This window comes from Paenibacillus sp. 10L310 (assembly GCF_056395745.1).
This window is the reverse complement of the sequence record NZ_JBFTKC010000002.1, coordinates 588,560-614,855: the sequence shown is the minus strand read 5'-3', so window position 1 is coordinate 614,855 and position 26,296 is coordinate 588,560. Positions and strand designations below refer to the sequence as shown.

The 26,296-nt window shown below is 47.2% G+C and carries 20 protein-coding genes; 11 read left to right on the top strand and 9 right to left on the bottom strand.

Annotated features, from left to right (window positions below; genetic code table 11):
- The first annotated feature begins 44 nt into the window (after positions 1-44).
- Both AC1DE7_RS08115 and AC1DE7_RS08110 read left to right on the top strand, forming a co-directional pair.
- On the top strand, positions 45-1,064 hold the full coding sequence (locus tag AC1DE7_RS08115; RefSeq protein ID WP_076327838.1) for a dienelactone hydrolase family protein: 1,020 nt from the start codon (positions 45-47) through the stop codon (positions 1,062-1,064).
- A 51-nt stretch (positions 1,065-1,115) separates the two neighbouring features.
- Positions 1,116-2,288 (top strand): rhamnogalacturonan acetylesterase, encoded by a 1,173-nt coding sequence (locus tag AC1DE7_RS08110; protein WP_143781413.1) that lies wholly within the window; start codon positions 1,116-1,118, stop codon positions 2,286-2,288.
- A gap of 134 nt (positions 2,289-2,422) precedes the next feature.
- Here AC1DE7_RS08110 and mnhG read toward each other — a convergent pair whose 3' ends face one another.
- From mnhG to AC1DE7_RS08080, 6 genes are read right to left on the bottom strand one after another with little or no spacing between them, the layout of a single operon-like run.
- Positions 2,423-2,815 carry a monovalent cation/H(+) antiporter subunit G gene (mnhG, locus tag AC1DE7_RS08105; protein WP_017688856.1) on the bottom strand — a complete coding sequence of 131 codons (393 nt, stop codon included), beginning with the start codon at positions 2,813-2,815 and terminating at the stop codon, positions 2,423-2,425.
- Entirely contained in the window at positions 2,799-3,083 is a 285-nt protein-coding gene (locus AC1DE7_RS08100) for a Na(+)/H(+) antiporter subunit F1 (RefSeq protein ID WP_017688855.1), read from the bottom strand. The genes mnhG and AC1DE7_RS08100 overlap by 17 nt, the downstream gene beginning before the upstream one ends.
- Entirely contained in the window at positions 3,083-3,559 is a 477-nt protein-coding gene (locus AC1DE7_RS08095; protein ID WP_036608718.1) for a Na+/H+ antiporter subunit E, read from the bottom strand. Before AC1DE7_RS08095 ends, AC1DE7_RS08100 begins: the two co-directional genes overlap by 1 nt.
- 6 nt (positions 3,560-3,565) lie before the next feature.
- The gene (locus AC1DE7_RS08090; protein WP_047842678.1) at positions 3,566-5,044 is read right to left on the bottom strand and encodes a Na+/H+ antiporter subunit D; all 1,479 of its coding nucleotides are present in this window, start codon (positions 5,042-5,044) and stop codon (positions 3,566-3,568) included.
- Positions 5,037-5,375, bottom strand: a complete 339-nt coding sequence (locus AC1DE7_RS08085; protein WP_036608715.1) for a Na(+)/H(+) antiporter subunit C — start codon at positions 5,373-5,375, stop codon at positions 5,037-5,039. Before AC1DE7_RS08085 ends, AC1DE7_RS08090 begins: the two co-directional genes overlap by 8 nt.
- A 1-nt stretch (position 5,376) precedes the next feature.
- Complete coding sequence (locus AC1DE7_RS08080; RefSeq protein ID WP_477534112.1) at positions 5,377-8,331, bottom strand: Na+/H+ antiporter subunit A; 2,955 nt, start codon at positions 8,329-8,331, stop codon at positions 5,377-5,379.
- 461 nt (positions 8,332-8,792) lie between these two features.
- Between AC1DE7_RS08080 and AC1DE7_RS08075 the strand changes: the two genes are divergently transcribed.
- On the top strand, positions 8,793-10,433 hold the full coding sequence (locus AC1DE7_RS08075) for a sensor domain-containing diguanylate cyclase (RefSeq protein ID WP_477534111.1): 1,641 nt from the start codon (positions 8,793-8,795) through the stop codon (positions 10,431-10,433).
- A gap of 71 nt (positions 10,434-10,504) precedes the next feature.
- The gene (locus AC1DE7_RS08070) at positions 10,505-11,026 is read left to right on the top strand and encodes a hypothetical protein (protein ID WP_036608711.1); all 522 of its coding nucleotides are present in this window, start codon (positions 10,505-10,507) and stop codon (positions 11,024-11,026) included.
- Positions 11,027-11,129: 103 nt separating this feature from the next.
- Here the strand turns inward: AC1DE7_RS08070 and AC1DE7_RS08065 are convergent, their stop codons facing one another.
- Complete coding sequence (locus AC1DE7_RS08065; protein ID WP_282321673.1) at positions 11,130-12,269, bottom strand: GGDEF domain-containing protein; 1,140 nt, start codon at positions 12,267-12,269, stop codon at positions 11,130-11,132.
- Positions 12,270-12,510: 241 nt separating this feature from the next.
- On the opposite strand from AC1DE7_RS08065, the gene AC1DE7_RS08060 reads away from it, so the two are divergent.
- The 7 genes from AC1DE7_RS08060 (at position 12,511) to AC1DE7_RS08030 (ending at position 24,359) form a co-directional block, all read left to right on the top strand.
- Entirely contained in the window at positions 12,511-19,212 is a 6,702-nt protein-coding gene (locus tag AC1DE7_RS08060; protein ID WP_477534176.1) for a DUF7507 domain-containing protein, read from the top strand.
- Positions 19,209-20,900: a hypothetical protein gene (locus tag AC1DE7_RS08055; RefSeq protein ID WP_477534110.1), complete on the top strand. Its 1,692-nt coding sequence runs from the start codon at positions 19,209-19,211 to the stop codon at positions 20,898-20,900. The genes AC1DE7_RS08060 and AC1DE7_RS08055 overlap by 4 nt, the downstream gene beginning before the upstream one ends.
- A 153-nt stretch (positions 20,901-21,053) precedes the next feature.
- The gene (locus AC1DE7_RS08050) at positions 21,054-21,311 is read left to right on the top strand and encodes a YolD-like family protein (protein WP_036608707.1); all 258 of its coding nucleotides are present in this window, start codon (positions 21,054-21,056) and stop codon (positions 21,309-21,311) included.
- A gap of 99 nt (positions 21,312-21,410) precedes the next feature.
- Entirely contained in the window at positions 21,411-21,530 is a 120-nt protein-coding gene (locus AC1DE7_RS08045) for a hypothetical protein (protein WP_017688846.1), read from the top strand.
- 156 nt (positions 21,531-21,686) lie between these two features.
- The gene (locus AC1DE7_RS08040; RefSeq protein ID WP_047842684.1) at positions 21,687-22,190 is read left to right on the top strand and encodes a ferritin; all 504 of its coding nucleotides are present in this window, start codon (positions 21,687-21,689) and stop codon (positions 22,188-22,190) included.
- Positions 22,191-22,662: 472 nt separating this feature from the next.
- Entirely contained in the window at positions 22,663-23,403 is a 741-nt protein-coding gene (locus AC1DE7_RS08035; protein ID WP_127546921.1) for a polysaccharide deacetylase family protein, read from the top strand.
- Between the two features lie 44 nt (positions 23,404-23,447).
- Positions 23,448-24,359, top strand: a complete 912-nt coding sequence (locus AC1DE7_RS08030) for a hypothetical protein (protein WP_076327843.1) — start codon at positions 23,448-23,450, stop codon at positions 24,357-24,359.
- Between the two features lie 181 nt (positions 24,360-24,540).
- On the opposite strand, the gene AC1DE7_RS08025 is transcribed toward AC1DE7_RS08030, so the two are convergent.
- On the bottom strand, positions 24,541-25,140 hold the full coding sequence (locus AC1DE7_RS08025; protein ID WP_036608692.1) for a response regulator transcription factor: 600 nt from the start codon (positions 25,138-25,140) through the stop codon (positions 24,541-24,543).
- Positions 25,137-26,285, bottom strand: a complete 1,149-nt coding sequence (locus AC1DE7_RS08020) for a sensor histidine kinase (RefSeq protein WP_036608689.1) — start codon at positions 26,283-26,285, stop codon at positions 25,137-25,139. Before AC1DE7_RS08020 ends, AC1DE7_RS08025 begins: the two co-directional genes overlap by 4 nt.
- Positions 26,286-26,296 lie beyond the last annotated feature (11 nt).

Here is a 26,296-nt window from a genome sequence, read left to right as displayed (position 1 = left end):
TTTTATCTACGTTATCCTACTAAAAACAGGAGGGACACAGGCCCATGTCTGATATTGAAGCCTATCTACAACAACAAACGAATCTTCGTGGTCGTTCCGCGTATCATGCAGATCAACCCCTGGAGTTATGGCGCAGTCAGTTACGTACACGTGTGAAAGAACGGCTGGGAGGTTTTCCCACGATGGCGGCCGCACTGAATCCTGTCTTACTGGAGCGCATTACATGTGACGGATATATTCGGGATCGGATTGAAATCACGACCTATGCAGGACTTCGCATGCCAGTGTATTTATTAATTCCGGGTGATGGAAGCATTACCGAAAACAAGAGACCTGCTATCGTTGCTTGTCATGGGCATGGCTACGGTAGCCGAGAGATATCGGGTATGGAACCGGATGGGTCACTACGGACAGGCGAGCCCGGATTACACAAGGACTTTGCAGTAGCTCTTGTGAAGCGTGGTTATGTGGTTGCGGCTCCAGAGTTGCTCGGATTTGGTGATCGAAGACTGGAAGAGGACCGCGATGCGCCACCAGGGGTAAGCTCCTGTACGAAGATTGCTGCGCATCTGCTCATGGTGGGGAAGACCCTCGCCGGTCATAGGGTGTATGAAACAACACGTGTATTGGATTATGTATCGACTCGGCCAGAAGTGGATTTGGAGCGAATTGGAAGCATGGGTATCTCGGGCGGTGGGCTGGTGACCGCATTTACAGCCGCGTTGGATGAACGGTTCAGTGCAACTGTGGTAAGCGGTTATGCAAATACATTCCAGGGTAGCATATTGGATCGGAACCATTGTCTCGACAACTATGTGCCAGGTATCCTGCGTGAAGCGGAGTTGCCGGATCTCATCGGCCTGATTGTGCCTAGGCCACTTTTTATTGAAGCTGGAAGTGATGATCAGGTGTTCCCAATCCATGCAGCGAGAGAGGCGTATGCCCGTTTGACACACATATATGAGCAGGCGGGAGCAGCAGAATCACTGGATGCGGATTTCTTTACCGGTGGACATGAGATTAGCGGAGCGAAGGCTTATGACTGGCTTGATCAAGTTCTGTGAAGCTGTGGATCTTCAACTAATATAATTCTGATTCGAGAGGAGAATTCAGTGATGAAATGGTCAATATCGGTAAAGCTTCTGCTCTGTTTTGTTCTGTTTGCAAGTACAACGGGCATCGGTTTGGGAAGCAGTGGAGGGCAAGTCGCCGAAGCGGCAACGGACAATTACAGATTTGATTTTGGTTCGGGTGGTGTTGAGAGCGGTTACACAGGCGTGTCCGCAGGAGATGCTTATACGCCTACGAAAGGTTATGGCTTCAACACACCTGCACAGATGAGGAATGTGTCTGCCTCAGGAAGCGGGGTTAAGAGTGACGCTGTGCAGTTTCTGACTTACGGCACCAAGAGCACCAATACCTTCAATGTGAATCTGTCCAATGGCCTATATGAAGTTAAAGTGGTCCTGGGCAATACTGCCAGAGCGAGTGTGGCTGCAGAAGGTGTCTACCAGATCATTAATATGACAGGCAACGGGGCAACGGACCAGTTTCAAATTCCGGTGACTGACGGGCAATTAAACCTGCTGGTTACAGAAGGAAAGACAGGCACCGCCTTCACACTTAGTGCACTTGAAATCCGGAAGTTATCCAATCAAACCGTTACCAACCGCACGATCTACATTGGTGGTGACTCAACAGTTTGCAATTACTATCCGCTAGGTAGCAGTGTACAAGGAGGTTGGGGACAGTTGTTTCCGTCCTATGTGAACAATGCCACCTTCCAGGTTCGAAATATGGCGGCAAGTGGTCAATTTGCGAGAGGTTTCCGCGATGATGGTCAGATGGAAGCGATTCTGAAGTATATCAAGCCGGGAGATTATTTTATTTTGCAATTCGGAATTAACGATACCAATGCCAAGAATAATACAACGGAGGCACAGTTCAAGGAGATTATGCGGGATATGGTACGTAAGGCGAAGAACAAAGGAGCAACGGTTATCCTCTCCACGCCTCAGGGCCGGGCAACAGATTTTAATACAGCCAATGTGCATCAAGCGGAGAACCGCTGGTACAATCAATCAACCCGTGCACTCGCTCAGGAAGAGGGAGTCACCCTGGTTGAACTGAATAAGTTAAGTTCTGCTTATTTCACGTCCATTGGTCCAGCAGCAACACTTGCTCTGTATATGACAGGGGATAGTCTGCATCCGAATCGTCAAGGGGCTGCGGAGCTTGCACGTATTGTGGCTGCGGACCTGAGAAGACAGGGACTGAATGGATTCTGACTTTACTACTTAATCAGTCTGCATAATCAGTGCTTGATATGATCCGTGTATGCAAAATAAACAAATACCCCCGGGAACATGCCGCGAAACGGGCGGCTGATCCTCGGGGGTATTTGTTATGCCTAGACTGGGGATTACTCCATCATATCCTTGGCTTCATGGTTCACTTTTTTTCCTTTTAACAAGGGTTCCAGTTCATCTTGCACGCTCTGCTCCCACAGTGGTACATCTGTGCGATAGGCGGCCCGTCCGTTCAGATGTCCGGCGACCGGAGCCGTGATGAATACAAACAGGATACCTAACAACAAGCGGGCACTGATATAGTTATCGAAATACCAGAAGTAGAAAAATGTAGCGCTTAATACACAGAACACTCCAAGTGTCATACTTTTGGTTGCGGCATGGGCACGTAGATATACATCAGGCAGACGAATAAGTCCGAATGCACTGAGTGCACTTAGTAGTGCACCGAGCAGTACGAGTAGACCTATAGCGGTTTCAGCGGCTACTTTAACGATCTCCATCATTTTTGAATACCGCCCCCCGTTCAATATAACGTGCAAATGCCACTGTACTTAGAAAAGCCAAAATGCCAATCAGCAAAATAATATCCAGATAGGCTTGGGTTTGCAGCATCATCGACAGAACGGCAACGATGGCAATCACATTGATACCGATGGTATCCAGTGCCGTGATCCGGTCAGCCATGGATGGTCCCCGAAGCACCCTGTACAAGCAACCCAGAATGGCTAAGGAGAGAATGAGCAATGAGATGAACAACAGTGAGGATAACATTAACGCGTCACCTCCATAATTGCTTTTTCGAATGTATTTTGGATATCATCTCTCATTTTCTGTTCATCTTTGATATCCAGTGCGTGAATAAACAGTTTGCGTTGATTACCTGAGATCTCAAGCGGCAGAGAACCTGGTGTCAATGAGATGAGTAAGCAGAGCAGAGTAACTTCCCAATCCGAGGACAATTGAGTTTTATACGTAAAAATACCGGGCCTTATATCTAACTTGGGCTTGATAATCTGGCGTATAACCTCAATGCTGGCTCGCACCAGTTCCTTGAATAGCAGAGTAATCAGTTTGAAGATGGCCCAGACTCGCACAATATAGAAGCGCTGGGGGAAGAATCTGCGCATCCCCCCGATGAGAAGCAGTCCGAGCAGGTAACCTATGAGAAAACCAACACCATTCCAGGCGTTGTTCAGAAACATCCATACAAAAGCAATGATAAGATTCAGTACAATCTGAAAGGCCATAGACATCTACTCCTTCAATACGGCATCAATATAAATATTGGGATGCAGTAGAATATCGCCTGCGCGGGAGGTCAATTGGAACATGCCTTCAGCCCCCACACCCATTACGATGATGAATACAAACAGAATTCCGGCAGGAATCAGAAGGCCGTTCACCGCGTAAGGGCGTCTTGTAACCCCGGCAGGCGGTTCGCCCCAGAACGCTTGTATGAAGATACGAAGTACCGAATATAACATCAACAAACTCGAAAGCACCGCAATGCCGGTAAGACCATACAAGCCTGCCTGCAAGCCTCCTTCAAAGAGAAGCAACTTCCCCGGAAATCCACTAAATGGCGGCAAACCTGCCAAGGCAAGTGCACTAATGAAGAACATCCAGCCGAGCAGCGGATAGCGATGGATTAACCCGCCCATGTTATCAAGTTTGGATGTTCCGGCAACAGCGATCAAGGCACCGCCGAGCAGGAAGAGCAATGTTTTGATCAACATATCATGCAGCATATAGAAGAGCAGACCTTCCAGTGCAGGGCGACTGGCCGCGGCCATACCAAAAGCGACAAACCCTACACCTGCGACCACGTTGTAGATGAGAATCTTGTTTACATCGCGGTATGAGATCGCACCGATGACACCCAGGACCATCGTTGCTCCAGCCATCCATCCGATTAGTGCATGGAAGAAATCAGGATCATGATAGAAGATCAGTGTGAATGTTCGCACAATCGCGTACAAGCCAACCTTGGTAAGCAATCCTGCGAACAATGCAGTGACAACAGCAGGTGGTGCCGCATAAGAGCCCGACAGCCAGAAGAACAGGAACAGCCCGGCCTTGATGCTAAATACGATCAGAAAGAGAACAGCAATTAAGGTAATGACTCCGCTCTGTCCCACTTCAGCAATTTTGACGGACAAATCTGCCATGTTCAGTGTGCCAGTTATGGAGTAGAGGAAGCCGATGGAAGCGACAAAAAGAGCTGAAGAAACAATGTTAATCAAGACATATTTGATCGTTTCCCGAAGTTGTCTTTCCGTACCTCCCAATACGATCAGTGCATAGGAAGAGATGAGCATCAGTTCAAAGCTGACAAACAAATTGAACAAATCTCCGGTTAGGAATGAACCGTTAACGCCCGCGATCAGAAAATGAAAGAACGGATAGAAGTGGTGCTCTTCTCGCTCCTTGTTCACACTGCGGAACGCATACAGCAGACACGCCAGTGCAATGATAGAAGCGGCAACGACAAGTAGCGCCGATACCATGTCCGCAACAAGCACAATACCATAGGGAGGTGCCCATCCACCCATATTAAGCGTTAGAACTCCAGTCTGAGCTACCCGCGTAATGAGTATCGTTGAGACCGCTGCTGTAAACAAAAGTCCAATGACACTAATGATCCGCTGGATATTTATTTTTCGGAAAAATAGCAGAGCCAGAACACCTGTAATCAAAGGCAAGAGAATGGGCAGAACGACGAGATTATTCATATGGGCGCCCCCTTACTTCTTCCATATCGTCTGTTCTCAGCTTCAGATAAGAACGATAGGAGAGAACAAAGAAGAACGCAGTGAGTCCGAAATTAATAACAATCGAAGTTAGTATCAAAGCCTGAGGAAGAGGATCGACATAACGTTCAGCCATCTCCCCAAGCAGCGGTGGTGCCCCAGTTTTGAGACGTGACATGGTGATCAAGAGCAGATGCACACCATGGGTTAGTATGGACATGCCAAGTACGATGCGGAGCAGGCTCCGCGACAAGATTAAAAAGACGGCAACCGCAAACAGAATGCCAACGGCTACACACATCAATATTTCCATATCAGCGATCCTCCCCGATCTGTAGAATGATGGTCATGGTGACACCCAGGACAGCGAGATACACGCCAAGATCAAACAGCATGGCTGTAGCGAGTTCTGTCTCTCCCAGCAAAGGAAGTTCGAAATAGCCGAAGGTTTGACTTAGGAACGGGACTCCGAATATAAATGAACCCGCACCCGTGAGTAAAGCTATACCCAATCCGATTCCTGTTAGCATACGGAAGTCAACCGGTAACGCTTTGCGTATCGTATCTGTACTGAATGCCAGGGCAATCAATACGAGCGCTGCCGCTGTGACCAAGCCGCCGATGAAACCTCCGCCCGGATTGTGGTGACCTGCAAAGAAGAGGTGCATGGCAAACGTCAGTATGATGAACACAACAACCTTGGTGGTCGTTTGCAGCAATACATCATTACTCTGCAAAGGGACAGTATCCCACGAGGATGAGCTGCGTTCCCGGTTACCATACTTTTTCGTATTGTCCGCTTCATCATCTAGAGTAGGTTCGGAATCCTGACTCTCGTCCTTCTTACGGAACTTCAAGCGGGCTCCAAGATCTTTTGCTTCGAGGTTCAGATTAATCATGGAGTAGATAGATAACGAAGCAACGCCAAGCACCATAATCTCCAATAATGTATCGAAGCCACGGAAATCTACCAGCAACACGTTCACGACATTTTTACCACCAGCTGAGTCATAGGCTTCCTGAAGGAAGAAAGTAGAAATGCTGTCCAGTGAGGCTGTTCCGCTTGCGGCCAATGCAACAAAAGTCATCACGATCCCGACTGCAATCGCTACGATCATATTTACCGTGAGATAACTGCGGCTTGATTTGCCACGTTGAAGCTCAGGCAGATGGTAGAAGCAGAGCAGGAACAGTGCAACAGATACCGTCTCAACAATCATCTGTGTCAACGCCAGATCTGGCGCCCGGAAGAGTACAAACAGTAGGGTTACGAGGTAACCAACCGCTCCGGTCATAATGACTGCTGACAGTCTGTTCTTGGCAAAAGGAATCGAAACTGCAGCACCGATGAGCGTGACTAGCAGTACCACCTCATAAAATGAGAAAGGTGCATTGCCCTGCAGATTCCAGCTAATATTTTCTCCTGAACGGAAGAAGGCATAGACCAGCAACGCGACCGTGAATGAGAAAATGTAAACGAGATAATTACGAACCGAGCCATTCATATAGGCTTCCGTCCATTTGCGTGCATAATGCTGAAGATTATCCAGCACAACATGGTACATATTGTTAATTGTTAATCCTTGTGGATAATGCTCATAAATATTCCTCCATCGTGGCAATAGCTTGTAGAGAGTGATTCCGAGAATTACAACTCCGATTGTCATGATTAGTTCCGGAGTCCATCCATGCCACAGGGAGAAATGTACATCGAAGCGCTCATTCCCATTCAAGAGGGATGGAAGCACAGCGGCCATTGCCGGTTCAATCAGTGATCCGGCCAGCAGATTCGGGAAGAGTCCGAATACAACGACAAGAACACCTAGAACAACAGGCGGAATGAGCATGCCAGCGGGCGCTTCGTGCAGCTTCTCGGCAGGGATCTCGCTTTGGCTACGACCGAGGAATGTTTTGAACACGATAATAAGCGCATAGATCAGGGTAAACACACTTGCAAGCCAAGCGAATACCGGCAATAGAACACTCCAGGACCCAAGTCCAAAGATTCGTAGATGCGTGACTTCCACCATCGCTTGGAAGAATAACTCCTTGCTCAGGAATCCGTTGAAGGGCGGGATACCCGCCATGGCAAGTGAGCCGATCAATGCCACGGTGAATGTGATTGGCATGAATGAAGCAAGTCCACCGAGCTTCCGTATGTCACGTGTACCCGTTTCATGATCAACAATCCCTACGACCATGAACAGAGCGGCCTTGAAGGTTGCATGATTAAACAGGTGAAGCAGCGCAGCGGTTATTGCAACAGTATACATCGCAGAGGATTCGCCATATCCGAAGTAGAGAGCAGCAGATCCAACCCCTAAGAGGGACATGATCAGACCAAGTTGAGAGATGGTCGAATAGGCAAGAATCGCTTTGAGATCGTTTTTTTTCACCGCCAGGAATGATCCATAACACAAAGTCAGAAGACCAACGCCGGTAACGAGCCAGAACCAGAGTCCCTGTCCACCGAAGATTGGTGTAAACCGTGCTACAACGTACAGTCCGGCCTTGACCATGGTGGCTGAGTGAAGATAGGCACTCACAGGTGTCGGAGCTTCCATGGCATCCGGCAACCAGATATGGAACGGGAACTGAGCTGACTTGGTGAAAGCTCCAATCAGGATCAAGATAAGTGCGGGTAGAAATAGTGCACTTTCCTGAAACTGACCCAATCCTGTAATGGTTGCACGAATACTGAATGTTCCGGTAATGAGATACATCATCATGAATCCGGTAAGCATGGCGAAACCGCCAAATACCGTAATCAGGAATGATTTTTGTGCTCCTGAAGTCGAGGCTTTACGTTTGTAATGGAATGCAATCAACAGGAATGACGTAATACTGGTCAATTCCCAGAATCCGTAGAGCACGATCATATTATCAGACAGCACCACGCCCAACATGGCTCCCATGAACATCAACAGATACAGGTAGAAACGGTTCAGCGCTTCTTTCATATCCATGTAGAAGATGGAGTAGAGAACAACGAGGACACCGATTCCGGTGATTAGCAGTGTCAACATGAGGCTCAGACCGTCCAGATACAGATTAAATCCAATGTCCAGTGAAGGAATCCATGGGATATTTCCGGATACGGTATTGCGCTGTGACACAGCGGGTATGAGACTCGCAAAGTATACAAATAATAGTGCCGGGACAAGGAGAACCGGCCATCCCAAATGTAATTTACGGAAGAAACGATGCAGCATGGCAAGAAGAATGCCAGCGGCAAAAGGCAGAATAACAGCAACATGAAGCAGGCTCAACATAACACCCCCAATGTTTAGTATTTCGATTACTCTCTCTGTGACATACAGGCGCATGATCCTTTGAAGGATATGCTTGCTCTCTATATTCATAACCCAAGTATGTATATACAGAATCGTGTCTATTCTTTGAATGGAAGAAACACGGTGAAGATTTCAGTATAATATTGTATGGGCATGTATAATAAAAAAACACACAAGTTCCGATAAATATGAAAACGATTAGGGCGTGTCTGAAACTCCGAAGAAGCAGATTTTGCCGAATTTTCGTTCCAAGCCAGGAAGTTTTCCGCAGGCGTGCCGGGGCACGTCAAGGGAAAGTGACGCAGCAGGGGGCGAAAAGGCGGTAAAAGATGCACTTCAGCGAGTTTTGAGACACGTCCGAGGTGACATTCCGTGTACTCTTTACAGCATAGTTATGTTGAGAAGCAAGATGGTTTCACCGTGTAATGGAGGAAGTAATGTCATTCAAAATTAGAACTGTGCTTACAGTCATCTTTGCTGTGTTATCCTTGCTGGTTACCCTGACGATTGGGTCTATTTTTAGCCAAAAGTCATTTGTTGCTGTAGAGACTGAGATTGGTCACTCTCTTACAGGCACGGCCTCACAGGCTTCGGACAAGCTGGATCGATTCATGTCGGCTCGCGCAGGTGAACTGGACCTGCTGGGCCGAATGGCTTCGTTGGAAGATGAATTCCAACCTGATGAGATTCAGATGCTGCTGGATCAGTTACAAGATAGCTTTCCCTCATTCTCATGGGTTGGATTCATGGACCCGAAGGGAAAAGTGTTAGCTGCTACGGATGGTATCTTGCTTGGGGAAAATTTATCAGAGCGACCTGTGTATCAGGAGGGAGTCAAGGGTAAATTCATTGGAGATGTGCATAATGCAGTACTTCTTGCCAAGCTGCTTCCGAATCCAACGGGAGAGCCGTTGCAATTTGTCGATATCAGTTTCCCGCTGAAGGATAGCAAAGGAATGATTCAAGGTGTGCTCGCTGCACATTTAAGCTGGGAATGGGCGAAGGAAGTTGAGGAATCCGTACTTGCCCCATTGAAAAGGGAAGAAAAAGACATTGAGTTTTTTATCGTAAGCAAAAAGGAACATACAGTGTTGCTGGGGCCGAAGGAATGGGTCGGTAAACCGTTGGTATTGCCTGGCATCGAAGAGGCCCAGCTCAACAAAAGCAGTTGGTCCATTGAAAAGTGGCCTGATGGTAATGAATATGTGACAGGGTTTGCCTACAGCCAGGGTCATCTGGATTATCCCGGATTAGGCTGGACCGTAGTCATTCGTCAAGTCAAGTCATCTGCTTTTGCGTCTGTGTTTGACCTGATGTGGTTTAATGTGTGGTCTGGACTCGCCGTTACCGTACTGTTTGCACTGATTGGCTGGGTTGTCTCACGTCTGATCTCTGCCCCACTTGTGCGTCTTACCAGAGTAGCCAATCGACTGCGTGCAGGGGAAGAGCTTGAGATTCCTGCGATTAAGGGGATTAAGGAGATTGAAGTGTTGTCCCGTTCGCTTCGGGATATGCTGACCTCTCTTATGAATAAAAACTCAGAGCTGGTCGTGATGCAGAATCTGGCGCATTTTGATCAGTTGACTAGACTGCCAAATCGCACTGCCCTTGAAGTGTATCTGGAGGAGTCTCTGGAGACCGAAAGTGAAAATCACACGCTGACTTTTCTCTATCTGGATCTCGATGGATTCAAACGGGTCAACGATACACTTGGACATCAGACTGGAGATGTGCTGTTACAGAAAGTGGCCCAGCGACTGTCTGCTCTTGGTCAGGTGAAGGGGATAACAGTCCGATTGGGCGGAGATGAATTCCTGATTGTACTTCAGTCTGTTGGAAGTCATCCGAGGGAAGAAGCCATGGCTTATGCAGAAGCCATCATTCAAAGCTTGAACAAGCCGTTTATTATCGATTACGAGCGAATTCGAATTGGATGTAGCATTGGAGGAGCCGAATATCCTACCAACAGCGACAACCCAAGTGAGATTATTCGGATGGCGGACGAAGCTTTGTATGAGTCCAAACGTGCAGGCAAGAACAGAATGACATTTTATTCCGAGTTGAAGCAGGATCGTTAGCGTATAATAACATGAGCTGGGTTATCCCAATCACCTTTGTGCGAATGTGCGTATAAACAAGGAGGGGTGAAATGTCTGGAAAATATACATCTGTACCTTATGGTTATGAGCCACCTGCGGCCAGCCGCAAAGGCACATTGACTTTTTATGACTCGTTTGAACATGTGACTGATGAGCAACTCGAGCGCGCCGCTGCAACGGTAGATACCCGTTCATTCATACAGCTTGTGTTGTATCCTTTACACGAGAGCACGTTTAAACGAATGAGCAAGGATTCGATACAGGCATATTACAAAAGAGAAGACCGCCTGCATGATTGGCGGAGAGAACATCCAACTTCACGGATACGTGTGGAGGGGCTTGAGGGCAAGAGAAAGAAATATACACCTGTGGATAGCGCGCTGCGCCATATCACTGCGGAATATCCAGCCCCTCACTTTCTGTATTTGACGATAGAGATGGCAAATATGTTTGCTTCATTTGATTCCTTCAAGGATTGGATCAAAGAGCTGCGTCTCATCATTGATGGATCGTCCGAATACCTGCATCCGATGCTGGAGCAAAATCGCCATCGCTGGGAATGGGCGGAATGAAAACATAGATGTATGAAGAAGATTGGCGTGCTGATCGTATTCAGACCCAAAAAAAGTTGTGTTGTACAAACCGGAATTCGGGTGTACAGCACAACTTTTTTAGTTATATTTTCTCTGCCAAGGACGAAGTCAGATCAAGTGATGTTACGGTTTTATTTTTACCTGTTCGTTTGGCGGCATACAGACAGGCATCCACTTCCTCGAACAATTTGTCTTTGGTTAGATTAGGGCTGTAGCTTTTGAGACCGATACTCACCGTGATGGAAGCTCCTTCAAGTTCCAGATGGCCCATCAGGGCAATCTTTTGGCGAATCTGTTCCACCAAGGCATAAGCCTGCTTGAAAGATTGCTCAAACATCAATAAGGCGAATTCTTCGCCCCCGTACCGTGCTGCAATATCACTTGAGGTAATGGTTTCCTGAATGATCAGGGACACTTTCTCTAGAATAATGTCTCCAACCCGATGACCATACGTATCATTAATGGATTTGAAGTCATCAATATCGATCAGGGCTAGATGCAGACTCATGCCACTGTTGGCATATTCAAATGCTTTTTCATAATAATCCTTGAATGAGCTTTGATTATAAAGGTTGGTTAAACCGTCTGTTTTGGACTGTTTGGTCATAATGGCATTTCGCACAATAAGGTCCTGCTTGGCAAGCATGCTGGCCTGAAGATCATCGAGCACCTCAACGCCGCTGGTTACGATAACCTGTGCTACATATGTACCTAGGATTAGAAAAGCAGGAATGGATACCATGTCAAATGAAGACAAGTACAACCGGTAGGCTGGATCGAACAAAACCAGAAAGTAACCAGTCATCTGCATCAGAAAGACAATCCAGACTCTTTTTTTACTGAAGAACAGCACCGAAGCAAAGATGGGCAACAGACAGATTGCTAATATAATCCGAATGTCATAATTGACATGAATAATCGTCCAGGCGATAACCGTGCTGGCTATAGACATGGTGTAAAAGGAATATGAACTGAAGCGCCGATCAACCCAACTTGCGAACAAAATGCATGAACTGCTGACGGCCGTAGGCCAGAAGAGGACATTCATCAAGAAATCTGTAGGTGTGCGATCGTACTCCAGAAACAGGAAACAGCCAATCTGAATGGCGAAATGTGCAATCGTAACAACCCAGTAGGCATGAAGCATTTTTTTAATCCATTTGGAATGTTTGAACTCGTACTCTGTTGGAATGTGACTATTGTGCGTATGGAAACCTTTCATATATCACCGCTGACTGCATCATAATGGTACGACAGAATTACTCTCGTATATGATAATTATAAATCACAATGAACAAAACGCAAATGTATTTAACTGTTATGTGAGAACAAGACTCACATAAGTTTCGAGTTGTCACAAACTTTTTATGGAGGACAAACAAAACTCAACAATACACTCATAGACTATATACATGGCTCCGTTCCATATGTAGGAAATCATTGATGAAGGGGAGGTGATCTTCATTCCTCTTGTCGTTCGTTCAACCGTTAATGCTACGGGAGCAATTACATTTACAGGAAATACGCTTGGACTGAGTCGTTCGGAAACAGCGGGAGTACCCGGAACACAGGACAGTATTGGAGGTTTTATCACAACCAACACCAGCCTCCAGTACGGCACCTATCCACTGGGAACGACAAGCCTGTATCAGAGCAACAGTTCAGCAGCCATTCTTACACTACCTGCTGGAAGTACCGTTCTGTATGCAGAATTGATCTGGGGCGGCAGTTACATCAATGGTACAGTCAATCTGAGTGCTGCCATTAACAATCCGGTTACGTTTATTACACCCGCAGGGACTTCCAGTGTTACCCCTGATCCACTTACCTACAATCAATTCGATCTGGGGGGCGGTGCTGCTGGCTATGTACGTTCCGCCAACGTAACCACACTTGTACAAAATGGGGGAGCAGGTACATATATCACCGGTGCAGTGGTAGGGACTATAGTTATTACAAATGATTCCACGGCCAATCATGCGGGGTGGACACTTGGAGTCATTTATCAGAATCCCAATCTGCCTTTTCGCAACATGTCTTTGCGTGCAGGCGGCGTACTCGTTCAATCCACTTCACCACCTGTTGTTACCACACTGACTGGATTTGCAACGCCCCTTTCCGGTGTATTGGGAGGAAGAATACTGTTCAGTGCGCAGGAGGGCGACGCAAACCGGACCGGTGACCAGGCATTATTCGGGCCAACCTCAGCTACATCGGTTGCTTTGTCCGGGCCCAATAATCTAGCTGCGAACTTTTTTGCTTCTCAGATTAACGGAGATACCGGAGCGCTTAATACAACAGGAACGTTTGGGACACGAAATCAGATCAACGGAGCTCCAGGTACAAATATTATCGGTGGACGTCAAGGCTGGGATATTACCAATGTGGATGTTTCAGCAAGACTGATCAATAACCAGTCATCTGCGGTGTTGACATTAACGACCTCGGGGGATGCCTACATTGTCAACGCCAATGCAATTCAAGTTGATATTAATGCACCCAAAATCACATTGGCTAAGGCAACGGTCGCCGCCGGTGCAGTTGCCGGGGATAGTATTCTATATTCGGTCACCGTTACCAATGCAGGCACTGCGAGTGCGGCCAGTGTTGTTTTATCAGATTCACTTCCTGCAGGTCTTACCTTTATTCCAGGCAGTGTCACGGTTGCAGGTGTATCCCGTCCAACACTTGATGTGACGGCAGGCATTCCGCTGGGTTCGTTAACTTTATCCAGCAGTGTTGTTGTAACCTATCGAGCACTCATCGGTCAGGATGCAAGCATCCTGCAACTGGTGAATTCGGCCAATGCAGCCTTTACATTTCAAAGTGTAGCAGGGGGGCCGGTCATTACCGGAGTTATTCCGTCCAATAACTCCACCCTTACGGTTTATTCGCCAAACCTGTCCATTGTGAAATCGGCGAGTACCACCAATGCCACGGTGGGTGACCTGGTAACCTATACACTGCAAGTGAACAACGGAGGGAATGTTGCTGCCAACGTTACATTGAGGGATAACATTCCAAGTGGTAGCTCATATGTAGCAGGCAGCTTTCGTCTGAATGGAAATGTGATTGCTGGCGCCAATCCGGTTACCGGCGTTAATCTGGGGAGCCTCGCGGCAGGAAGTGCCAATACCGTGACTTTTCAGGTACTTGTAACAAGCTTGCCGACACCGCCGACTCTTGTGGATCAGGCGACAGCTTCTTATTCCTTCAATTCACCTGATGGTCGGACGATCACGGGAAACATCGCCTCGAATACCTTAACGATCCCGGTAACATTGCCCAATGTGACCACGGTAAAATCAGCATCCGTTACCGATGTTGCTGTCGGGGAGACCTTCACGTACACCGTAGTTACTACCAACAGCGGTATTCAGGTGATTAACAATGTGGTACTTACAGATGCGCTCCCTGCTGGAATAACTTTTGTTCCCGGCAGTGCAATCGTAAGGGGAACTGTCGTACCGTCTGCGAATCCGAGCAGTGGTATCTCTATTGGGACATTGGCGGCCGGAAGTTCTGCGACGGTGACGTTTCAGTTGAATGTGCAGTCTCTGCCTGCTTCAGGTTCGTTAGTCAATCGAGCGGTAGTGTCCTATAGCTCTGGTTCGTTCACGGGCATTTCCAACTCCAATTCCATTACAACCCCTGTATACCAAGCTGTTGTTGGTATCAACAAGTCAGCAAGCCAAACCAATGCGACACTGGGGGATCAGATTGCATACACACTTGTGGTCACGAACAGTGGGAATATAGCGACTCAAGTGAATGTGACGGATACGATTCCAGCGGGGCTGACGTTTGTCCCGAATTCGGTAACTGTGAATGGTACTGCACGTCCTGGAACAAGCCCATTAACCGGAATAACACTGGGCAGCCTCCTGCCGGGAGTTGCGGCTACGGTGGTGTTTCGCGCTACACTCACCACACTTCCGAATCCCCCGACACTGGAGAATCAAGGGACAGCAAGTTATACGTACCAGCTTCCAAGTGGAAGGAATCTCTCAGGCAGTAGCTTATCCAATATCGTTCGTATATCTGCATCGGCTCCCAATATTTCTCTTAGTAAAACAGTAAACACACCAGATGCTACAGTTGGAGATGTGCTTACGTATACCGTTGTTGCAACAAACGCAGGAATTAGTGCAGTACAAAATCTGGTGATTTCGGATGCACCATCCGGCTCTGAATTTGTCCCGGGTAGTGTCGCGATTAATGGATCTGCTGTTCCCAGTGCAAGCCCCGTTGCGGGAATCGCAGTGGGTTCATTGAATAGCTCAAGCAGTGTAACTGTGACCTATCAGACCCGAGTGAATTCCGTTCCATCTACGGGTTTGGTTAGTAACCAGGCCAATGCAGCATTTACATCAGGCAGTTTTAACGGTGTTTCTTCTTCTATATCAGTAAATACCCCCATATTTCTGCCAGTGATCCAAGTGGTGAAGTCAGCAAGTACAACAAGTTTGACTGTAGGCGATACGTTTAATTACACCATCCAAATTAACAATACAGGTAACATAGCTGCAACGGTTACCTTGACAGATCCCATTCCAGCAGGAGCAGTATTCAGCACAAATAGTGTCATTATTAATGGTGTACCTACACCTGGAGTCAGCCCGGAGTCGGGTATCAGTCTAGGAGAGATTGCTGCGGGCTCAGGTGCAACGGTCACCTTTGTTGCGACGGTTACCAGTTTGCCAGATGCAAGGCAGTTAATTAATCAGGCGGTTGCTTCATTTGCCTACACACTCCCAAGTGGGAGAACGATTGCCGGTCTCTCGTCATCAAACACCATCACTATTCCAGTGTCTCTGCCCAATGTTACGATTGTCAACAGTGACAATGTAGAGTACGGCGTAGTCGGAGATGTCATTCGATACACATCTGTTATTCGTAATAACGGCACAGTAGCCGTTAATAATGTGGTATATGTCAATCCTCTTCCTTCGAATACCCCATTTGTACCCGGAAGTGTCATTGTGAACGGGACTTCGTTCCCGCTCTCCAATCCGACCGCCGGCATTCCAATCGGTACGTTGGCTCCAGGAGCCGAGGTTACCGTAACTTTTGAGGTGACGATTACCATGCCGATTCCTTCGCAGATTAACAATCAGTCGACGGTCAGCTTCACATCCGGTTCATTTTCAGGGTCATCATCGTCCAATACCACTCAGACTCCGGTCATACAACCGCAGATTTCACTTGTCAAAACAGCAAATACCGTAAATGCAACTGTAGGTGATACGGTTGTATACACGGTGACGGTCAGCAATGCTGGCAATCTGGAAGCAAATGTTACTCTCACAGACAACATTCCTTCTGCGACTACTTTTGTACCCAACAGTGTGGTTGTATCCGGTGTGCCAGAGCCGGGAGTAACACCAGGAACAGGTATTCCGGTAGGCATTGTAGCAGCAGGGGCGACGGCTGTTGTCACGTTTGCCGTTGTTGTGGATTCACTTCCATCCCCACAGCAGCTTAGCAATTTTGCTACATCATCCTTTACATTTACACCTCCAGATGGGCGGACGTTGACTGGCTCAGCCACTTCGAATACACTCACGTTCCCGGTCTCGTCACCAAACGTCGCTGTTGTCAAAAGCACAGCTTCCACTGCGGCTACGGTAGGCGATACGGTGACCTATTCCATTCTGGTGACCAACAGCGGAATTGCACCGGTGAACAATATTCAGTTTTCAGACCCGATTCCAGCTGGAGCCTCTTTTGTTACAGGGAGTGTCACAGTGAATGGGGTTGCGCAACCCGGAGCCAATCCGGCAGGTGGGGTACCCCTTGGTACATTGGGGCCCGGAACGTCCGCGACGGTCACATTCAGTATCCGTATCGACGCGATCCCGCCAAGTGATCAGTTGAGCAATCGCTCTACGGTCAGTTTTACCTCAGGTACATTCTCAAGCACAACCTTTTCAAATACCGTGGTCACTCCGGTGTACCAGCCTATTCTTTCAGCACAAAAAACAGCCAGTACACAAAATGCTACCGTTGGGGATACGGTCAGCTACACGATAACCGTGAGCAATCAGGGAAACTATGGAGCCCAGATTAACCTGACAGATAACCTTCCAGCCGGAACCATCCTTGTTCCAAATAGCGTTATTGTGAACGGTCAACCGCTGCCAGCAGGAAATCCAGCAACGGGCATCCCCGCAGGTAATGTGGCTCCCGGAGCTACGACCACCATTACCTTTTCAGTAGTTGTTGATACGCTGCCAAGTCCGCAACAACTGGTGAATCAGGCTTCGGTAGCTCTATCATATACATTGCCGGATGGGCGGAACATCACGGAGTCTGTTCTATCCAATGTGTTGACCATTACCGTATCGGCACCAGATGTCGATGTGGTCAAATCCACAACTTCAACGGCGGTATCAGTTGGTGATATCGTAACGTATAGCATCGCTGTAACCAATAACGGAATTGCAACGGTCAACAATGTGGTTTTCACGGATGCAGTGCCGACAAGTACCGTTCTTGCGCCAACCGGCGTGTTTGTCGATGGTGTTCTGCGCCCTGGTGCCAATCCTTCTACGGGAATAACGCTTGGTTCCATCGCACCTGGCGTTACGGTAACCGTTGTATTTAGTGTGCAGGTTACGGCGCTCCCGGCAAGTGCAGTGTTAAACAATCAGTCCACGGTCAGCTTTACATCAGGGGCTTTCTCAGCGACCACATTCTCCAATACGGTTACAACTCCGGTCTTTCAACCTATTCTGGCTGCAGTGAAAACGGGAGATCAGACGATAGCAACGGTAGGGGATACCGTTGTGTACAGCATCGCCATTTCCAATACCGGGAACTATGGGGCATCTGTCACGTTAACGGATACCATTCCGGCAGGAACAGAGTTTGTTCCAAATAGCGTTATTATTAACGGGGCTTCTGCACCAGGTGCAGATCCAGCTTCGGGTATTCCGCTTGGTGTCGTTTCCACAACAACTCTAGTTACCTTCTCCGTTGTGATTGTGACGTTACCTTTGAGCCAGTCCATTACCAATCAGGCTTCTGCGACATTTTCGTATACATTACCTGATGGAAGAACACTTGGAGGCACGATTACGTCCAACGCACTCAACATTCAAGTATCTGCTCCGAACGTCAGTGTAGTTAAGACGGCTTCGGTAGTTGATGCCGTGGTAGGCGACACGATTGTGTATGAAATGGTTGTGACCAATGAAGGAATTGACCCTGTAAACAATATTGTGTTAACCGATCCCATCAGTCCGGCCGTAACATTTGTTGCTGGCAGCGTCCTGGTAGATGGCGTTCCACGGGCCTCGGCAAACCCGGCGCTGGGCATAGCCCTTGGTAGTTTAGCGCCTGGAGCATCGATAGCGGTATCGTATGCAGTACGGGTCAATACGCTTCCAACACCACCACAAGTGAGCAGTCAGTCTTCCGTAAGTTTCACATCGGGTGTTTTCTCGGGAGCAGCGTATTCCAATACGGTTGTAACACCAATCTATCAGCCGATTATTGCCGTAACCAAAACAGGGAGCACCTCCAATGCAACGATTGGTGACACCATCACCTATTCTTTTGCAATTAACAATAGCGGGAATCTTGATGCAAGTTTGACATTAACGGACAATATACCGAATGGAGCCGTACTGCTTCCCAACAGTGTTCTGATTGATGGTGTTCCACAGCCAGGTGCCAATCCAGAGACGGGTATCGTTGTGGGTACCATACCGTCCGGAGGTACGGTTATTGTAACGGTTACCCTCGAAGTGACTGTAGATACGTTGCCACAGGATCAGCAACTGGTTAACCAGGCGGTGGCCAACTATACATTTAGTCCACCCGATGGCCGTCTGTTGACGGGGACCGTATCTTCGAATGTTCTGGTTATCCCGGTATCTGCACCAAATGTTGTTGTTGCCAAAAGTACAAGTGCCATTGATGCTGTTGTTGGTGATGTAATCACCTATACGGTTGTAGTAACCAATAGCGGCATTGAAGTGGTTAATAATGTGGTCATGGTTGACCCGGTACCTGTCGGTACAGTATTTGTGCCAGGAAGTGTTACGGTGGATGGTGTGCCAAGACCAACAGGGAATCCGAATACAGGCATCACGCTTGGTTCGATTGCTGCGGGTGCTTCCGTTACGGTTACATTCAGAGTAGAGGTTGTGGTGATATGAGCCAATCTTCCGGTCCGTTGTCCCACTGGCTAAAGAATCAGTCCCTGGTTCGATTCAGCTCGGGTGCGACTGAACTGGAACAGGTATCCTATTCGAATACGGTTGTAACACCGTGGATCGGCCCCAGGCTTGAAGTCAGAAAAGTCTGCAATGTCACGGAGGCTGCCTTGGGGCAGTCTCTTATCTACCGTGTTGAAATTGTTAACACCGGAAATCTTACGGCCCTAGTGTACCTATTGGATCAGCTATCTGCAGAGACGGCACTGCTTCCCAACAGTGTACTGCGTGATGGTATTCCGTTACCGGGAGCATCACCGGAGAGAGGATTGCCTCCAGCTGAAATCGCGCCCGGAGCCACGTTGCGATACCACTTCCAAGTTGTAATCTTGCGTTTACCTGAGACACTGAAGCTATTGAATCAGGCACAGGTTAACTATGAGTTTTTGACACCGGAAGGCAGAACGGTTACAGGTATGGAACAATCCAATATCGTGGAGGTCAATCTGGTCTCATCCCGGCTGGAGATCTCCTTTCAGGCGGATCACATCTATACCTTCTCAGGGGATATTGTCATGTACACCGTCATCGTGAGCAATCCGGGTTTTATTGCAGCCACCAATGCCCAAGTAACGATTTCTTTGCCACAAGGTATTGTTTTTATACCTGCGAGTGTCATCGTAGATGAAATGTTTGCGCCACAAGTAACGCCTGATACGGGCATACAACTTGGAGAGATTTTACCCGGAAGCTCAATTAGAATACAATATCGGGTTCAGGTTATGGGGGGAAGCGATGCAAAGGGAATATCAAGTGTAGCTGTACTGGCGTATATCTCGGCAGGACAGCAGGAGATGGTCTACTCCAATCAGGTTACTCTGGAAGTGATAAAGCCCCAGGTCTCTGTGGTGAAAAGTGTGCTCCCGGTAACGGCCACATTGGGTGATGCCGTCCAATATAATATTACCGTCTCCAATGCAAGCAGTTATGCGGTGGATGGAACTCTCCTGGATGTACTGCCAACAGGTATGACATTTGTCGAAGGCAGTCTGCGCTGGAATGGGGTTAAACGTCCCGGAACCAACCTGGCTAAAGGTCTTAATCTGGGGACGTTGACAGCCCGGTCGGTTCTGAATATTCAGTTCGAAGCGAAACTTCCAGATCGAGATGAATCGATGCCTGATGACTACAGGTATGTGAATCATGCTAGCCTGATGTATACATTTCGATTGCCGGATTCACGGTCAGTGCAGCGGATGATTACATCTAATGAGGCTGTGGTCGAATTGAAAGCGCCGATAATTCAGGCTTACGTTCAAGTGACACCCACATTAGTCGAGCAGGGAGGTACCGTCACTTTTCAGGTACGTGTGGGGAATACGGGTAATTTGCCGGCACGTGTACAACTTGGGAGCATTTTACCTGAGGGTGCCAGATGGCTTGGGCAAGCTACGGGTGAGCTCCAATTGAGCATATCAGAGTATTCCACACCACGGGTTCTGCATGTGGGCGTGATTGAGCCTGGAACGGAAAAAAACATCTCGTATGTAGCGAAGTTAGCTTCTGAGAAGGCGGGGACGCTGCAAGGAGACTTGATTGCCAGGTACACGTATGAATGGAATGGACAAAAACGGGCTGGCGAAACCCGATCGAATGAGTACAGCATCATTGTGGAGTATAGAGAAGAATAGGAGGTATCAGGGTTAACGGTAACTTGCCTGAGGAATTTGCTCATTCTGGTTGCCATGAGATTACACGAACGTAAATGAATGGTATACTAATTGAATATGAACTCGGCAATCAACCCGTGGAATCGGGACGTCGGAGTAGAGGAGGCAGCCACATTGGCAAAAGCAAAAGTAGCAAAAAGACCTACACGGGATGAGTTTGAACTCGAAGAGTTGGGAAACCAGCTGGTTGAAGCTTTTCGGGAACGTTCGGAAGTACTGTTGACGGTATGGGGCAAAGAAGATCAGGTGCAAGGAGTCATCGTCAAAATGGACTCCCGTACACGACTCGTGCATGTAGAGTATACCGAAGAAGAGTTCACAGCGAAGGTACCTTTTCTGGATATCATGCGTGTGCAATCTCCCCGGTACTGAACAAAAATACAGCAATCTGAATAATTAGGGCATCCGCCCTGTCAAAGTCGTTCTTCCTGCATAAGATAACCCATACCTGTTGCAGAGGAGGTACGGTCAATGAGCGAAGTATTAGGTGGAGAAACAAGAGGCTACGGATACGGAGGTTTCACTTCTGTAGGTGCCATTCTGGTTCTGTTCATCCTGTTGGTTATCATCTCCAAAGCGTTCTTGGTATAATTGCATATCTCTAAAGAATGAAAGAAGCTCTGCCATCGCGGCAGAGCTTTTTTGTTCGTTCAGTCCTTGGCGAATTTTGTAGAAAATCGGTGTAAGTCCTGCTTACGTTATGTTAGAATATAACCATCCCTAGAGAAAGAAAGAGGTGTTTTGATTATGAGCCAAACGTTAACAGAATCTTTAAATGAACAGATGAACTTTGAGTTTTATTCCGCTCATGTATATCTGGCTATGGCAGCCTATTGTTCCAGCAAAAGTCTGGATGGATTTGCGAACTTCTTCATCGTGCAAGCGGAAGAAGAGCGATTCCATGGCATGAAAATATACAAATTCCTGAATGATCGTGGGCAACGTGCGACACTTGAGGCTTTGCCAGAACCGAAGAATGAATATGCTTCGATGCTGGATGTGTTTGAGCATGGTTATGCTCATGAACAGCAAAACACGAAAAAATTCTACAATCTGGCTGACATCGCTCTGAATGAACGTGAACATGCAACGATGTATTTCCTGAAATGGTTCATTGATGAGCAGGTTGAAGAGGAAGCTTTGTTTGACAATATTATTCAGAAGCTGCGCCGCATTGAAAAAGACAGCAATGCCTTCTACATGCTGGATGCCGAGTTTGGCAAACGTTCGTTCACTGCTCCAACTGAATAAATTGCACGTAGGGAGTCGAGAAGATTCCAGCGTCAAAACACCATTTACATACAGCATGAGGTAATGATCCTGAAAGCAATGGGGGCAATCCCCTTGCAAGGGATGATGGTTTGATGCCATATGCTGATTGAAGACAAAGAAGCCTGCACTTGTGCAGGTTTTTTTGCATGCAACGATATTTATAGATTGTATTGATTTACTTGAATTGGAGTAAAGGTCTATCAAAATTCTGAATGTGGGTAATAGAGGATATGTCACAATTGATCTATCCTGCCGGGATCTTATTTTGCGCAAATCTATCAAATTCGTATTAAATTTTAGGTTTATCTGACAAAAGTGTAACTCTACCGTAGCCTTTGGAGCGAGAACAGGAGCCACTATCTTTGATAGTATTAGGATTAATCGCCAAGGGATGAAGGTAGAAAAACATGGACACCCGGGGAAATATAACACATAAGGGAGACTTTTAATTATGCTACATATTCGTAAATCTATCATGGTCACACTTGCTATTTTATTAATCATTCCACTATTATTGCCGCAGTCGGTATCTGCCAAATCAGCTGCATCCAAGGATGGTGCAAGCAAAGCAAATTCCAAAATCATATACCTGACGTTTGATGATGGGCCAACCGCTCATACGGGTCAGTTACTGGATATTCTGGATCAATATCATGCGAAGGCAACGTTTTTCATGCTGGGACCTCAGATGGAGCAATTTCAGAAGGCTACCAAACGTATCGTAGCTGACGGACATGGATTGGGTCTGCATGGTGTGACTCACGTTCCAGGCAAATTCTATAAATCTGCATATAGCGGATTGAAAGAGATGCAACAGGCCAATGCAAGTCTGAACAAGGTTGCCGGAGTTAAAACAAGTCTCGTTCGGACGCCATATGGTAGTAAACCTTATCTCAAACCGGCATTCCGTAATGTACTGCTGGGCCAGGGTGGATTCCATCTATGGGATTGGAATGTCGACTCGGAAGACTGGAAATACAAGAAAGATCACCAGAAAGTCTATAACAGTGTAATGAAGCAGATCCACAATGTGCAAAAGAGCGGAACAACGCCTGTTGTGCTTATGCACGACCAGGAAGCAACACTGAAAGTATTACCGCAAGTATTAAAAACATTGAAGTCAGAGGGGTATCGTTTTGAAGTATTAAGCAAAAAAGTGCAGCCGGTTAACTTCTGGAACGACAAGCGTTAATCTTTTGAATTTTTAGATTGGCTACAACCAAGGAGGTACACATCATGAAGAAACAGCCATTATGGATCACGATTCCAGTAACGACAGCGGTTTTGCTTGCTTTGGCAGGATGTGGCGGACCGGATTCAAATACAGCATCATCAGAGAATAGTTCTTCACCAACGACAACAGTGGGGGAGCAGACCGAGACCGGCAGCGGTGGTGCTGATTTCTCTAATGAAAATGAAACAGGAACCAAAGAGAATACGGGCACAACAGATAATGAAGACACATCAGGATCGAAGGCAAATGACAACCAAGTTGCCACTGGTCATTCAGGTGTGAATGATGTGATCAAACAAGTTCGCAACCAGTTGAAGATGAAGGATGCAGCGTTACCCACTTCATTTTCATTGGACAAGGGTACATCTTTGGGGGCGGCAATACTGTCCAATACTGCTGATGCATTTAAGGTAAACTTCTACGCTACCACTCAGTCTGTTGCCATTAATGATCAATCTTTAACTGCATCCGACAGTAAGATACCTGTACTGGCTTCCTATGAAGTGAAGACCTATAAGGACCCGGATCAGCCAGAAATATTCCCTGAGACGGACCTGAAAGATATTCCAGCAGATATGGCTGTGGATCTGGGACATGGCATCAAAGGTATGAGTGAAGGTGCCGCAGGCAGTCAATATCTGACTTGGCAAGAAGGTAGATGGACGCTGGAAATTCGTTCGGTATCCGAAGATGAAATGAATAATCCGGGCATAGCGAAAAAAATGGTGGAGTACCTGGAGTTACATACCTTGCCTGTACCTAAAGATAAAGGGTATATCAAGGTTGAATATCCAAGTGGTGGACAGTCTGTTCATGTAACGGTCTCATGGCAGGACGGTAACCAAATTCATCAGCTTAAGACCGATCAAGTGCCATTAGAAGCTCTTGGCATGGTTGTATCTGTGAAATCTTAAGTATTCTACGGTTATCCTGCAATGTAGAAGAAATGAGTGTGGGATTGTTACGATACACCTAAAAAAAGCTTGGCCCAGGAAGAAATTGCTGGGCCAAGCTTTTTATTTTGAGCATGTTATCGCAGCTTATGTAGCCCGGGGTACATGCTTATTTTTGTTTCAATAGGTTAAAGCGGTGCTTTCATTTGAACCACCCTTTTTCCTTGGAGCGAGTGATGGCCTCAATGCGGTTACTGGCATTTAACTTGTTGAGAATAATGGAGATGTAGTTACGCACCGTGCCCGTTGTGATGAACAGATGCCCAGCGATTTCCTTGGTGTTTTTCCCATCTGCCATGAGGCCTAGTACGGCATTTTCCCGTTCTGTCAGGGGGTTTTCTTCTACATAAGCTTCATCTACCAAGTCGGGAGCGAAGATGCGTCTGCCATTCATAACTTGGCGGATCGATTCGGCCAGTTCTTCAATTGGACTATCTTTGAGCAAGTAACCACGGACACCGCCCTTTAGGGCACGTTCGAAATATCCGGTCCGGGCAAAAGTGGTCAGGATAATGACCTTACAGCTCATTCCTTTGAGTTCTTCTGCAGCTTCAAGGCCGCTTTTCACGGGCATTTCTATATCCATCAGACAGATGTCTGGTGCAAGCTCTTGGACAAGGGCAAGGGCTTCCTGGCCGTTGCTGGCACGTCCGACGACTTCCATATCTTCCTCCAGATTGAGGAGGGAGGACAAGGCGCCGAGCATCATGCGCTGATCTTCCGCGATTACAATTCTAATCATGATTCTGCCTCCTTTATCGGTTTGCGAACGAGTTTCGGAACATGAATAATGATCGCTGTACCCGGGATGTCTGTCGCAGAGCGAATATCCAGACATCCGTTCACAAATTCAAGTCGTTCCTTCATGCCCAAAATTCCTGTTCCACGCCGATCCTGTTTGCGAGTTCGTTCTATTCCAACACCGTTATCTTGAACGGTTACTACATTATCCGCTAGTGTTTCCTTAATGATGATAGTACAGGTTGTTGCCTGACTATGTTTGACGACATTCGTGACAGCTTCTTTCAAGCACATACCGAGCACATTTTCATTCAATTGTGACGTATCCTGTAACTTCGGATTACCTTCCAGCACAAATTCAATCGAAGCGGCCTTCAGAATCTGCTCCGCCCGGAACAGTTCATCAACCAATTGTGTACCACGCATAGTGGTGACCATTTCCCGGACTTCCTTCAGAGCTGTACTTGCCGTTTGTCTGAGGTCGTTCAATTCAATCTCGGCCTGATCGGGATTATTGCGGAGCAGCCGTCTCGCCAGATCGGTTTTCAGACCGATCAGAGAGAGCTTCTGTCCAAGTGTATCGTGCAGGTCACGAGCAATACGCTGGCGTTCTTCCATTTTTACGAGATCATCAAGTCGCTTGTTCGCATTCTCCAATTGGCCTTCCAAATGTTCAGTTTTGTTTTTGTTATACGTACTGATTGGGAGCAGGATGGAGGCCATTAAGCTGATGAATACAAACGGGAGTTGGCTCACCAACAGAGAACTCTGATTAATGAAACCGTAATTAATGGTTACGAAACTGGCTCCCAGGTTCACCGAGTAGAGGGTGAAGAAACCAGCTTTATTTTTAATATTCCCAATAAAGAAAGCAAGAAACAATGAGAAGTAGGCATAATCATAGGCGATCGTCATCGTAATGGATATGGCAATAAGCATTCCAATCCACATGTACACCTGCCAGCCCTTGGTGATGAAGGCGAGCAGGTAACAGACGAAGAAGACGAGGATAATGATGATGCCGGTTACCATCGTCCATAATTTAGAATATTGCGATATAAAATAGAATGGCAGGATGAAAAAGGCGAGCCATACATAAAGGTTCAACCCTGTTTTTTTATAAAAATTTTGCATCCACTTTTGAATGGAATTCTCCT